This window comes from Aeoliella fuhlenseeensis (genome assembly GCF_052161615.1).
In the GTDB taxonomy this organism is placed as follows: Bacteria; Planctomycetota; Planctomycetia; order Pirellulales; family Lacipirellulaceae; genus Aeoliella.
The window spans coordinates 1,079,060-1,091,691 of record NZ_CP197417.1 but is presented as its reverse complement, the minus strand read 5'-3'; the positions used below and the strand labels follow the sequence as shown (position 1 = coordinate 1,091,691).

At 61.6% G+C, this 12,632-nt stretch carries 9 protein-coding genes; 2 read left to right on the top strand and 7 right to left on the bottom strand.

Annotated features, from left to right (window positions below; translation table 11 throughout):
* Positions 1 to 164 precede the first annotated feature (164 nt).
* Complete coding sequence (locus SH292x_RS04360; RefSeq protein ID WP_442484360.1) at positions 165 to 4,841, top strand: Lhr family helicase; 4,677 nt, start codon at positions 165 to 167, stop codon at positions 4,839 to 4,841.
* A gap of 159 nt (positions 4,842 to 5,000) precedes the next feature.
* Here the strand turns inward: SH292x_RS04360 and SH292x_RS04355 are convergent, their stop codons facing one another.
* On the bottom strand, positions 5,001 to 5,732 hold the full coding sequence (locus tag SH292x_RS04355) for a nuclear transport factor 2 family protein (RefSeq protein WP_442484359.1): 732 nt from the start codon (positions 5,730 to 5,732) through the stop codon (positions 5,001 to 5,003).
* 649 nt (positions 5,733 to 6,381) lie between these two features.
* Between SH292x_RS04355 and SH292x_RS04350 the strand changes: the two genes are divergently transcribed.
* Positions 6,382 to 7,194, top strand: a complete 813-nt coding sequence (locus SH292x_RS04350; RefSeq protein WP_442484358.1) for an Fpg/Nei family DNA glycosylase — start codon at positions 6,382 to 6,384, stop codon at positions 7,192 to 7,194.
* Positions 7,195 to 7,256: 62 nt separating this feature from the next.
* Here SH292x_RS04350 and SH292x_RS04345 read toward each other — a convergent pair whose 3' ends face one another.
* Genes SH292x_RS04345 through SH292x_RS04320 form a run of 6 tightly spaced genes read right to left on the bottom strand, consistent with a single transcriptional unit; the run spans position 7,257 to position 12,453 of the window.
* Positions 7,257 to 7,964 (bottom strand): response regulator, encoded by a 708-nt coding sequence (locus tag SH292x_RS04345; RefSeq protein ID WP_442484357.1) that lies wholly within the window; start codon positions 7,962 to 7,964, stop codon positions 7,257 to 7,259.
* Positions 7,965 to 7,979: 15 nt separating this feature from the next.
* Positions 7,980 to 8,663 carry a phosphate signaling complex protein PhoU gene (gene phoU, locus SH292x_RS04340; RefSeq protein ID WP_442484356.1) on the bottom strand — a complete coding sequence of 228 codons (684 nt, stop codon included), beginning with the start codon at positions 8,661 to 8,663 and terminating at the stop codon, positions 7,980 to 7,982.
* 37 nt (positions 8,664 to 8,700) lie between these two features.
* Complete coding sequence (pstB, locus tag SH292x_RS04335) at positions 8,701 to 9,576, bottom strand: phosphate ABC transporter ATP-binding protein PstB (RefSeq protein WP_442484355.1); 876 nt, start codon at positions 9,574 to 9,576, stop codon at positions 8,701 to 8,703.
* Positions 9,577 to 9,625: 49 nt separating this feature from the next.
* Positions 9,626 to 10,516: a phosphate ABC transporter permease PstA gene (gene pstA / locus SH292x_RS04330; RefSeq protein ID WP_442484354.1), complete on the bottom strand. Its 891-nt coding sequence runs from the start codon at positions 10,514 to 10,516 to the stop codon at positions 9,626 to 9,628.
* Complete coding sequence (gene pstC / locus SH292x_RS04325; protein WP_442484353.1) at positions 10,513 to 11,454, bottom strand: phosphate ABC transporter permease subunit PstC; 942 nt, start codon at positions 11,452 to 11,454, stop codon at positions 10,513 to 10,515. The genes pstA and pstC overlap by 4 nt, the downstream gene beginning before the upstream one ends.
* Before the next feature lie 57 nt (positions 11,455 to 11,511).
* Complete coding sequence (locus SH292x_RS04320; protein WP_442484352.1) at positions 11,512 to 12,453, bottom strand: PstS family phosphate ABC transporter substrate-binding protein; 942 nt, start codon at positions 12,451 to 12,453, stop codon at positions 11,512 to 11,514.
* Positions 12,454 to 12,632: the final 179 nt, after the last annotated feature.

The following is a 12,632-nucleotide window of genomic DNA, read 5'->3' as shown; positions in this document are numbered from 1 at the left end:
AAGGGGTCGCGCGACAGCCTACCACTAGGCAAGGGCGCTGCGACTCCGAAAACCGACATAATCGGACCGGAAGCTCGCCATTGGGCAACGACTGGCATACCATACACTGCCCGTCGGTTCTCCCGGTCGGGTCCGCTCGCTCGGCTGGCAACACGTAGACCCGCATGGCAATCGCCACCACCAATTCGCATCCCGCCCTCAAGGCGTTTCACCCAATCACTCAGGCGTGGTTCACGCAGGCCTTCGAGTCGCCAACCCGCGCACAGACACTCGCGTGGCAGCCGATCGCGGCGGGGAAGAGCACGCTGCTGCTCGCACCCACGGGCTCGGGCAAGACGCTTGCCGCGTTCCTGGCGGCGCTCGACAAGATGATGTTCCCCAGGGAACAGATACAGGCCGATAGTTCGAACGCGAAGCCCACGCGCTCCAAAGTCCGCGTGCTCTACATCTCGCCCCTCAAGGCGCTGGGCGTGGACGTCGATCGCAATCTCCGCGCGCCGATCGCCGGTCTTCGCGCCGTGGCGGAGCGCGAGGGTGCCCATTACCACATGCCGAGTGTTGCGGTGCGAAGTGGCGACACGCCTGCTCCCGAGCGAGCGAGGATCAACCGCGAGCCGCCCGAGATCCTCATCACTACGCCCGAGTCGCTGTACTTGATGCTCACGTCGAAGGCCCGCGAAGCGCTCGCCGAAGTCGAGACCGTGATTGTCGACGAAATCCATGTGATGGTGGCAGGCAAGCGCGGCTCGCATTTGTTCGTGTCGCTGGAGCGACTGGAGCGACTGCGCCGTCAAGCGAATCCCGATGCCCCGCCGCTCCAACGCGTGGGGCTCAGTGCGACGCAAAGGCCACTCGAAGAAATCGCGCGGCTACTCGGCGGTGCCGAGGCCACGGCCGACCCCAACCATCCCGTCCGACCTCGCCCTGTCGAAATCGTCGACGCCAGCGAGCCGAAGAAGTTTGATTTGACCGTCGAAGTCCCGGTGGAGGACATGGCGCGACTCGGGACTATGTCATTTGGATCTGGGGACTTGGGGCTTGGGGCTGGGGAAGAAACGGAAGAAGAGGGGTCGCTTGAATCGAATTCCGTAGCCCCTAGCCTCCAGCCCCTAGGCCCTATTCCTTCGGGCCCCGCTGCGGGTGCCGCGGTAGCTTCGATTTGGCCGGCGATTCATCCGCGGCTGGTGAAGCTGATTCGCGAGCACCGTTCGACGATGATCTTCGTCAACAGTCGGCGCCTCGCCGAGCGACTCGCCGCGGCGATCAACGAACTTGCCGAAGAAGAAATCGCGCTAGCGCATCATGGTTCGATCGCCAAGGACCAGCGCGCCGACATCGAGGATCGACTGAAGCGCGGCGTGCTGCCGGCCATCGTCGCGACCAGTTCGCTGGAGCTTGGCATCGACATGGGCGCGGTCGATTTGGTGATCCAAATCGAAGCCCCGCCATCCATCGCGTCGGGACTGCAGCGCATCGGCCGCGCAGGGCATCAGATCGGCGCGACCAGCAAGGGCATTATCTTCCCCAAGTACCGTGGCGACCTGGTGGCGTGCGCAGGAGCCACCGGGCGGATGCTCGCCGGGCACGTCGAAGAGACTTACTACCCGCGCAATCCGCTCGATGTGGTCGCTCAGCAGATCGTGGCGATCGTCGCGATGGAGACACTCACGGTCGACGAGCTGTACGCGATGCTCCGCGGTGCCGCGCCGCTGGCCGACTTGCCGCGCTCTAGCTTCGAAGGGGTGCTCGACCTGCTCGCGGGGCGTTACCCGTCGGAAGAGTTCGCCGAGCTCCGTCCTCGCCTCAATTGGGATCGCATCGCCGGCACGCTGTCGAAGCGAAAGAGCTCGCAGCGTATCGCCGTACTCAACGCGGGGACGATTCCCGACCGCGGGCTGTACGGAGTGTTTCTCGCCAGCGACGAAGGGAGCACCGGTAGTCGTGTTGGTGAGCTCGACGAGGAGATGGTGTTCGAAACCAACCCGGGCGACGTGTTCTTGCTCGGCGCGTCGAGCTGGCGGGTGCTTGATATCACGCGTGACAAAGTAATCGTCGTCCCCGCACCCGGCGAGCCGGGAAAGATGCCGTTTTGGCGTGGCGAAGGTCCGGGGCGTCCCCTGGAGTTCGGCCGCGCGATCGGGCGGCTTGCTCGCGAGCTCCGGCATCAGGATGAAGACGACGCGATTGAGAAGCTCGAAGGCCAACATGGGCTCGATCGCCGCGCGGCGGTGAACCTGATTCGTTACCTGGCCGACCAAGCCGCCGCGACCGGCGAAGTGCCCAACGACCGCACGGTGGTCATCGAGTCGTTCCTCGACGAGATTGGCGACTGGCGCGTGGCGGTGATGACGCCGTTTGGATCGCGAGTGCATGCGCCATGGGCAATGGCCGCCGCCGCACGGTTGCGAGCCGAGTCGATTGGCGAAGTCGACTTCAGCTGGACCGACGACGGCATGGTATTTCGTCTGCCCGAATCCGATCGTCCGCCCCCTGCGGATTGGTTCTTGCCACGAAGCGATGAGATCGAGGACGAAGTCGCAAGGCAAATTGGCTCCACGGCAATGTTTGCCGCGCGGTTTCGCGAGAACGCTGCGCGGAGCTTGCTCTTGCCCCGCCGACATCCACAGCGCCGCACACCCTTGTGGCAACAGCGTCGCCGCTCGGCCGACTTGCTGACCGTGGCGTCGCGCTACCCGGCGTTTCCGCTGATTCTCGAAACGTACCGCGAAGTGCTCCGCGACGTTTTCGACTTGCCGGGCGTGGTGTCGATCCTCCAGCAGATCGAACGCCGCGAGATCGCGGTGCGGAGCGTCGAGACGCCCATCGCCTCGCCGTTCGCGGGGTCGCTGCTGTTTTCGTACACAGGCAACTTCATGTACGAGGGGGACGTGCCCCTCGCCGAGCGCCGTGCCCAGGCCCTAACGCTCGACCACGCGCAGCTCCGCGAACTTCTCGGCTCGGCGGACCTTCGCGAGCTGTTCGATGTTGAAGTGATGGCGGAGCTGGAGCGCGAGCTACAGCAGCTTAGCCGACCGCCGGTAAAGCATCCCGACGATTTGCACGATCTTCTTCTGCGGCTCGGGCCCCTCAGCGAAGAAGCGATTACCTTACGAACCGACGAAGCTCATCGCGGTGATGTCATCGCTTGGCTCGACGAACTCACCACAGCCCGGCGAATCGTCCGCGTGCGATTGGCGTCGGGGGATCACTTCGCGGCCGCCGAGGACGCGGGGCGACTCCGCGACGCGCTGGGAGTGATTCCGCCGCAAGGATTGCCTTATGCTTTCCTCGAAGAGGTCGCCGACCCGCTAGGTGATCTCGTTGGCCGACACGCGCGGACGCACGCGCCGTTCACCGCCGCGAGCGTCGCCGCGCGGTTTGGGCTCGGCGAGGCACCAATCGTTATCATACTGCGGAAGCTGGTCGATCAAGGTCGGCTAGTCGAGGGGGAGTTCCTGCCCGGCGGTCGTGGCCGCGAGTGGTGCGACGCCGAAGTGCTCCGCACGCTCAAGCGCCGCAGCCTCGCGCGACTTCGAAAGCAAGTCGAAGCGGTTCCGCCAGCGGCGCTCGGACGTTTCCTGCCGGTGTGGCAAGGACTCGACGAGCCACGTTCGGGGCTCGATGGTTTGCTCGACGCCATCGAGCAACTGCAAGGAGCCCCACTGCCAGCGAGTACGCTGGAGAGTGAGATTCTACCCGCCCGAGTGCGAGACTACTCTCAAGGCGACCTCGACGAGTTGTTCCTCGCGGGCGAAGTCGTGTGGCGGGGCATCGAATCGATTGGTACTAGCGATGGGCGTATCGCGCTCTATCTCGCCGACGAGTACCCGTTGCTCGCACCGCTTCCCGCGAGTATCGAATCGGGGGAAGAGGATCCATTGCTCGCTCAGGTACGCAGCCTGCTCGCTTCTCGCGGCGCGTTGTTCTTCGACCAACTGACGCGCGAGACGGGGGCGTTTCCGCCCGACGTGCTCGACGTACTTTGGCAACTAGTGTGGCGTGGCGAGGTGACCAACGACACGCTCGCGCCGCTCCGCTCGCTCGGTCGAGGGCGGACGAGCGAGGCGGGAAGCTCGAATCGCCGTCGCCGGGCGTTTCGCTCACGCCGTGCCACTCGCGTACCGGGGAGCGAAGGACGTTGGTCGCTACTTCCCAGTGCCGATGCCGTCTGGCCGTCGTCGACCGAGCGTACCGTGGCGCTTGTGTCCCAGCTCGTGGCACGCCACGGCGTGCTGACGAAAAACGCCGTGGCGAAGGAACTAGTGCCGGGCGGTTTCGCGGCCATTTATCCAGTGCTCAAGCAGATGGAAGAGTCGGGCAAGCTTCGGCGTGGATACTTCGTGGCGGGCCTTGGAGGCGCGCAATTCGCCGCCCCTGGAGCCGACGACCTGCTTCGCCGAGGCCCAATGACCGCGGACGACGCGGACACACCGTCGGCAACGCTACTCGCGGCGACGGATCCTGCGAACCCCTACGGCGCCGCCCTCCCCTGGCCCACGCGCGAAGAACAAACCGGACGACTTGCTCGGGCAGTTGGAGCAAGTGTTCTATTGCATCACGGCGAACTCGTCGGCTTCGTGAGCGCGAGTGGCGGCCAACTCACCACCCTGCTTCCCGCCGGCGAACCCGACCGGACGCAAGCGATCGGTGCAATCGCAAATGCGCTCATTCAGTCGGCCATCGGCCGCGCACCCATCGTGCTCACGAAAGTCGACGACCAACCGGTGGCAAACAGCGAGTTAGCCCCCGCGCTCCGCGCGGCAGGCTTCGAACCCACCAGCCGCGGCTTCCTCTACCGCGACTCCCCGCGAGAGAACCTACCCAAACGGAGAAGGTGGTAGGTAAGAAGTTATTTTCGCCACAGATGCACACGGATGAAACACGGATGACAGTCTTCCCGAAAGTTCAGCCACCTTCTAGGCCTCGCATCTGATTCGATAGCATCGGTACGGATTACTATGTCCTACTACTCAACATTATCCGTGTCTAAAAATACCCACTTACTTTTCACCTCTAAAACCGTCCTTCGTCTCCTGCGCCGCTCGCAAGGCTTCGCGAGCTTTGGTTGATTCGCTCAGGAGCTGCAACACACGGTTCTCGGCTGCTGAGGTATTGAAATGGTCTTCCAGTCGCTTGAGCTTGCCTCGCTCGAACTCGAAGATGAACGCCAGCGGCGAGGACGGGTAGGGCCCAGGCTGGCCGATGAATGCCGCGTTGTCGCTGGTTAGTACGATAACGTGATTCCCTTCGGCGAACACACGCATACTTCGGACGATCAAGTCTTTATCGTGCCGCTGCATGACGGCGAAGAAGTTACGCCAGAACTGCGCGAAGCCTTCTTTGCCTTCGTAGACTCCACAGAATGGCAACACGGCGGGATCGCCCGGAACGACGAGTTGCGCGTCGTCCGCTAAGAACTCTGCCCAGTACTCGCCACACCTTTCTTCGTAGCGGGCGTAGTATTCGATAAACTTCCGCGCAATTCGCTTCGGTGCGAAGATCAAATCTTCGGGATAGACGGGGCGATCGGGCTGGCTCAGCGCATCGGCCAGATGTTCGATCGTCGCAGGACTTAAGCTACCATCGGCCTCGGCCTTGGCGATGACGCGCGACGAGTAACCCGCCCGATCGGCGAGCTGCTGCTGCGTCCAACCCAAATGATTACGATGAAAGCGAATGGTCTCACCGTTGCAGGCAAGCGATCGACCTTCTGGCTGTTGAGTCCACCCCATTCTGCCGAGTTCCCCTCCCAGCTTTTCGCAATCGGTAAATCGCTCCCCAGGCGATGCATTTTCGTTCGAACCATCTGCGTGCGTTCATACTGCGTTCATTGACCGAGGCACGCAAGTAGACGACAAAGATAACCTGGGCCCCCCGCTTGGAGGAGTCCCACTACAGGTTCTCACGTAGCGTTGTGGTTTATTCGCGACGCGAGCGCGAATCTTGCGAGTCCCTCAAAAACCGGAACTTTGGGGGCTGGCGTTCGGATCAAACTGGTTTGGGTTGTCCTGGAGGGGGCCCTCAGGGGGGGCCGGGACACTCAGCCAGGAATAAATTCCGCCAGAATAATGAAACTTTAGGCACCCGGGGGCTGTCTTATTGAGTGACGGCACTCGTTTCGGATGCTTGTTTCATGGTTTTACCCCAATCCTCGCCCCAATCCTTCACTGCCCAACGACCTAGCGATCCCCTGCGGCCTACGGCGTTCCGCCGAAGTTCACCGCTACGTCCGGCTTAGCCGAAGCCGCCGGGGGTCGTTGGGCCTTTTTTATTTTGCCGACGCGACGCCCTTGCCGGCGGCTCTTCGCGGGTAATCATGACAGGACCGACGCCGCCTCTGATTGGCGGCTACTTCCCTGCTGCCCGAACCCGCATTCTGACGTGCCCGAAGGCGATACGATCCACCGAACCGCCAACACGCTCCGCCCCTGGCTGGTGGGCGAGCCGATTGTCGCCGCGCGAGGTTGGGACGACTGGATCGACTCGGCATCGCTCGTCGGCCATCACGTCATCGAGGTCGAGGCCCGCGGGAAGCACCTGCTGCTGCACCTCGACGACGAACGAGTGGTGCATGGGCACTCGGGCATGACTGGCTCTTGGCACATCTATCCCCTAGGCGAGCCCTGGCAAAAGCCCGAACGCCGCGCTGCCCTGGTCATGGAAACGGCCAGGCTTGTCGTGATCTTTTTCAGCCCCAAGACACTCGAACTGCTCACCCCCACGCAGTTCCGCAGGCATCCGTACCTTCCGAAAGTTGGCCCCGACCTCCTTGGCAAGGAGCTCGATGTCCGCGAGGTGATTGCACGCTTCCGCACTCAAAACCACAAGCCGGTGGGCGAAGCGGTGATGAACCAGACACTCACCGCCGGCATTGGCAACATCTATAAGTCGGAGCTATTGTTCCTGGAGCACATCGACCCGTTCGCCCCCGTCGCGAATCTCGACGACGCACGGCTCGCCGATCTGTTTGACCTCGCACGCCAGTTGATGCAGCACAACCTCGAAGGGCCAGCACGCACCACCCGCTTCGCCGGCGACGGGGGCCGCATGTGGGTCTACGGTCGTAGCGGCGCGCCGTGCTACCTTTGCAGCACGCCGATTCGCGTCCGCCGGCAGGGAGACTTGGGGCGCACCACCTACTGGTGTCCTACTTGCCAACCACCGGCGGCGGGGTCGACGCAACCCAAGAGCTAGTCGAGATCTGCTTCCAGCTCACGGACCGCCTAGCGGTCCGGCTAGGGAGAATCGCGCAGACTCTACGCCATGCTGAAGCTCGACGCAGGATCGCGAAAGCGGTAGCCAACGCCGCGGACCGTTTCGATCAAGTCGGCATGCCGTTCGAGTTTCTTCCGCAGCGCGCGGACGTGGACGTCGATCGTCCGCTCCAGCACCAGCGAATCGCCACCGAGTGCCGAGTCAATGAGCTCCGCGCGACTGAACACTCGACCGGGATGGCGGATCAGCGACTCTAGCAAGCTGAACTCGCTGGGCGTCAGGTCGAGCAGTTGCTCGCCTGCCGTGACGCGATGCCGCTGGCGATCGACCATAATGCCCTGGCTCACCAAGGTGTCGCCGTTCATGGCGTTGCCTTGACGACGACGCAAGAGCGCTCGAATGCGTTCGAGCAGCACTTTGACGCTGAACGGTTTGGTAACGTAATCGTCCGCGCCGACGCTGAAGCCAGCGACCTGATCGGTTTCTTCTGCCTTGGCGGTGAGCATCAGGATGACCATCTCGCGGGTCGCCGGATCGCTCCGCAGCCGACGGCATATCTCAAGTCCATCTACGAGCGGCAGCATCAGATCGAGCACGATCAATTGCGGGCCGCGAAGTCGTGCTTGCGAAAGGCCATCTTGCCCATCGCGAGCTACCAAGGTGTCGTAACCATCCTGACGCAGGTTGTAATCCAGTACGTCGGCCAACGACCGATCGTCCTCGACAATCAACACTAGTGGTTTAGCCATGTCTCTTTAGCGCTCTCATCGTGCCGACTTATCCTGCCGAATTTCTTCATGGCGGTGACGAGCAATCTCGCCCTCCACCAGATAGATAACGTCTTCGGCAATGTTGGTAGCATGGTCCGCAATGCGCTCGATGTGCCTGGTGGCAGAGAAGAAATAGAGCGCCGCTTCGACCAGATCGCTGCGCGTCCGCATGACCTCGTGCAATTCATCAATTAATTTCAAGTTGAGGTCGTCGACCTCGTTGTCCCGCCGGCAAACCTTCTCGGCCGCATCGGCATCGAACTCAACAAACGCATCGAGGGCCCCGCGGACCATCTCGACGGTGATCGTCGCCATCTTCTCGAGGTTATCCGAAAGATGGATCTCTGGTTGTTCGGCCAGTGACCGGACGCGTTCGCCCAGGTTCACGGCGAGGTCCGCAATACGCTCTAAGTCGCCATTGATCTTCAGCACCGCGGCGGTGCGACGAAGGTCGATGGCCACCGGTTGGTGGAGCGCCAGAATCTTCAGGCACTCTTCTTCGATCAGCACCTCGCGAGCGTTGACCTGCTGTTCCTGCTTGATCACTTCCCACACCAGGTCGGCTTGGCGCTGACAAAGCGCGCGGCTGGCGGTGCGGATCATTCCTTCGACCACCGACGCCTGGGTGAGCAACTGCCGCTCCAGGTTCTGCAGATCACGCTCTAAATGCTTGCTCATATTCAAACTACCAGCGAATAAAGAAAACCAGGCGGCATCAACCAAAACGGCCCGTGATGTAGTCTTCGGTTTCCTGCTTGGTGGGATTGGTGAACACCTCGTTCGTCGGGCCCGACTCCACGAGCCGGCCTTCGTAGAAAAACGCGGTGCGATCCGACACCCGTGCCGCCTGTTGCATGTTGTGCGTGACAATGGCAATGGTGTAGGTGTCTTTCAGTTCGAAGATCAAATCTTCGATGCGGAGCGTGCTGGTGGGGTCGAGCGCCGAAGCCGGTTCGTCCATCAGCAGCACGTCGGGGTCGGTCGCCAGCGCGCGGGCGATACAAAGCCGCTGCTGCTGACCACCGGAGAGCGCGAGCGCCGAGTCGTTCAGGCGGTCCTTTACCTCTTCCCATAGCGCCGACTGGCGGAGCGACTTCTCGACGATCTCTTCGAGCCTGGCCCGCGACCGCATGCCCGACACGCGCGGGCCGTAGGCGATGTTCTCAAAAATCGACTTCGGGAACGGGTTCGACTTCTGAAATACCATGCCGACACGCTTGCGAAGCTCGACCACATCGACTCGCGGGCCGCGAATCTCTTGCCCGTCGAGCAGAATGTCCCCCTCGACTCGGGTGTGCTCAATCATGTCGTTCATGCGATTCAAACAACGCAGGAACGTACTCTTGCCGCAGCCCGAGGGACCGATGAGCGCGGTGACGCAGTGCTCGGGGATGTCGAGCGTGATGTTGTGCAGCGCGTGATGCGAGCCATACCAGAAGTTCACGTTACTCGCAGTGAACTTGCTCTTCTTGTCGGCAACCTCGCTCGGTGTGCGAGCGGGCTTGACGGTGGCCGATGGACGGCGGATGGCAAGGGGCGAATCTTCCACGGCCGAGGAACTCCCGGGGCGAGTTGTTGCGGTTCTGCTCATGGTCATTCTATCGCTCGCATCGCTTGCTGGCATCGACCCCAAAAGGTCCTTACCATCGGATTGCCTTGCCAAATCGATAACGGACGTACGCGGCCCCCATATTCATCGTCACCAGCACCATCAGCAGCAGCAAAATCGCCGTCGCCGACAGGTCGTGAAACTCTTGCTGAGGACGCCCCGCCCACTCGAAAATAGCGAGCGGTAGTGCGGTAAACGGGTCCCACACACTCTGCGGGGCGTAGTCGATGTACTGCATGGCACCCATGGCCACCAGGGGAGCCGCTTCACCGAGCGCGCGGGCAATCGCCAGGATCACGCCGGTCATGATGCCGGGCGTGGCGGCGGGAAGCACTTGTCGCCAGATGGTTTGCCAACGGGTCGCCCCCAGAGCGAACGACGCCTGTCGAATCGTCCCGGGCACCGCGCGAAGGGCTTCCTGCGCCGAGAGAATCACGATCGGCAGCACCACCAGCGACAGAGTCAACGCCCCCGAAAGTACGCTGTGGCCGAAGTCGAGTGCCCACACGAAGATGCCTAGTCCCAACAGGCCGTACACAATCGAGGGCACGCCGGCGAGGTTCGCGATATTGAGTTGCACGAGTCGCTTCCAACGCGTGTCGGCCGCGTACTCTTCGAGATAAATCGCCGCTCCGACACCCACGGGCACCGAGAACAAAGTGGTAAGCCCGATCAACCACACGCTACCAACCAAATAGACCCACACACCGGCGTCGTGCGGATCGGGCGAGATCAAGCCCGTGATGAAGTTCCAGTTCAGGTACTTAAACCCACGCGACGCCACGCTGACCAGCAGTAGCACAAGCACTAGCACGCAGCTAATTGTCGCCGCCAAGCAGAGCGCGCTGAACACCTTCGAAACCAAGCGTTTCCGTCGGCGATAACGCACCATCGCCTCTTGTTCGGTTGCGGTGAGATTCATTCGTACTTCTCCCGCATCCGAGCCAAAATCCACTGCGCGACGATGTTCAGCACCATCGTCGACACGAACAGAGCCAGAGCCACCGCAAAGATGGTGCGGTACTCAATGGTGCCATAGGAATTCTCACCCCCCGACTTCTCGACGATGTAAGCGGTCATCGTCTGCACGCTTTCAAACATGTTGAGCGTCATCCGCGGCGTCCCACCCGCCGCTAGCGTCACGGCCATCGTCTCGCCAATCGCCCGCGACACGGCCAAGAGGAACGAAGCCACGATGCCTGACAGCGCGGCAGGAATCACTACCTTCACCGTGACATCGTACTTGGTCGCCCCGAGGGCGTAGGCACCCTCGCGGAGGCTCCGCGGCACCGAGCGCAGCACGTCTTCGGACAGCGAAATGATGGTCGGCAATATCATGAAGCCCACCACAATCGCAGCGGCGGCGGCGTTGGCAGGATCGGCACTAGGAATCCACGACTTGATGAACGGCGAGATCGCGACGATCGCCAAGTATCCAAACACGACCGAAGGTATACCGGCAAGCACCTCAAGCGCGGGCTTCACCGTTTCGCGTACCCATGGCGTCGCGTACTCGGCCAAGTAAATCGCACACCCAAGCCCCAGTGGCAACGCGACCATCATCGCCCCGACGGTCACCAGCATCGTGCCGCAGAAAAGTGGCAAAATACCGAACTGTTCATTCGTGGGAGCCCACTTCGTACCGGTAAGAAACTCAACTACCGATACTTCGGCAAAGAACGGCAGCGACTCAAACAACAGCAGCACCACGATGCCCACCGTGGTCGCGACCGAAACGCCCGCGCAGATCAAAAGCAGCGTCCGAATCACCGCTTCGCTCCGCGTCCGCCATAGGCGTGCCGACGTCTCGGCATCGATGCCGGGCGCGGAAGTCTCGTTGGTGGTGGAAACAGTGCTCATAAATCTTTAATTAGTACCGTAGCCGGACTCGCAAGAGTTCGGGGAATGGACAATCGCTTAAACCTCGTCCGCCGAGGGCTTCGCTGCGGACTTCAGCTTCTCAAACTTCTCCGCGTTCTCGACGCCAATCTCTTCCGCCACCGGCACGTACTTCACCTTGGCCGCCATCTCGTTGGCGTTGTCGAGATAGAACTTCACGAACTCCGCCACCTTGGGGCGATCGAACGACTCGAGGTTCACGTACAGCATCAGCGGACGAGAAAGCGGGGTGTAAGTCTTATCGCGGATGCTCTCAATGCTGGGGGCGACCGGCTTTCCGTCGCCCGGATCAATCGCCAGCACCTTTAGCGCCGCGGTGTTTTCGGCGTAGTAGGCATAACCAAAGTAACCCAGGGCGTACTTGTCTTGCTTGACGCCGTTCACCAGCACGTTGTCTTCTTCGCTCTGCGTGTAACCAGTACGGACCTTTGCGTCCTTGCCCAGCACTTGCTCTTTGAACGTATCGAACGTCCCCGAGTCGGCACCGGGGCCAAACAGCTTGATCTCCTCGGCAGGCCAGGCTTCGTTCAAATCCTTCCACGTCTTGATGGGGCTATCGAGCGAATACAACTGCTTGAGCTGATCGACGGTGAGACTGGTGCACCAGTCATTCTCAGGATGCACGCACACTGCGATGCCATCGTAGGCCACCGTGAAATGGTCGTATCGAATGCCAGCCTTCTCGCACGCGGCAGCTTCTTCTTCCTTCATCTCGCGCGACGCGTCGCAGATGTCGATCTCGCCCTTGCCGAACTTCTTCATGCCGCCACCGGTGCCACTCTTGGCCACCGTCACGCGGATGCCAGGCTGCTCGCGACGAATCTGTACCGCCACCGCTTCGGTGATCGGATAAACGGTGCTCGAGCCATCGACGCGGACATCGATGGAGCTCTTCGTGCATCCGGTAGCAGCGGCCAACAGTCCAATAGCGAGTGCGAAACTGGGAAGGTTGCGGTACATCGAGACCTACTCGGCGAAAGGAATGCAGAGCGACCCCAAACCTTCGGGGAACTCCCCCCACCGCTTGGCGGCAAAAGGTCGCTCAGGAGTCCAAATAGTAGGCGACGAGTGTGAAGAAAATATGAAGACTTTATGAGGAAGCCGCGCCAGCTGGGCGGAAACCCGCAGAAAACCGCCCG

Bases quoted from the DNA above. Each gene is read 5' to 3' on its own strand.
- SH292x_RS04360 (WP_442484360.1), top strand. From the start codon at position 165: ATGGCAATCGCCACCACCAATTCGCATCCCGCCCTCAAGGCGTTTCAC.
- pstC (WP_442484353.1), bottom strand. From the start codon at position 11,454: ATGAGCACTGTTTCCACCACCAACGAGACTTCCGCGCCCGGCATCGAT.
- SH292x_RS04320 (WP_442484352.1), bottom strand. From the start codon at position 12,453: ATGTACCGCAACCTTCCCAGTTTCGCACTCGCTATTGGACTGTTGGCC.
- phoU (WP_442484356.1), bottom strand. From the start codon at position 8,663: ATGAGCAAGCATTTAGAGCGTGATCTGCAGAACCTGGAGCGGCAGTTG.
- SH292x_RS04345 (WP_442484357.1), bottom strand. From the start codon at position 7,964: ATGGCTAAACCACTAGTGTTGATTGTCGAGGACGATCGGTCGTTGGCC.
- pstA (WP_442484354.1), bottom strand. From the start codon at position 10,516: ATGAATCTCACCGCAACCGAACAAGAGGCGATGGTGCGTTATCGCCGA.
- pstB (WP_442484355.1), bottom strand. From the start codon at position 9,576: ATGAGCAGAACCGCAACAACTCGCCCCGGGAGTTCCTCGGCCGTGGAA.
- SH292x_RS04355 (WP_442484359.1), bottom strand. From the start codon at position 5,732: ATGGGGTGGACTCAACAGCCAGAAGGTCGATCGCTTGCCTGCAACGGT.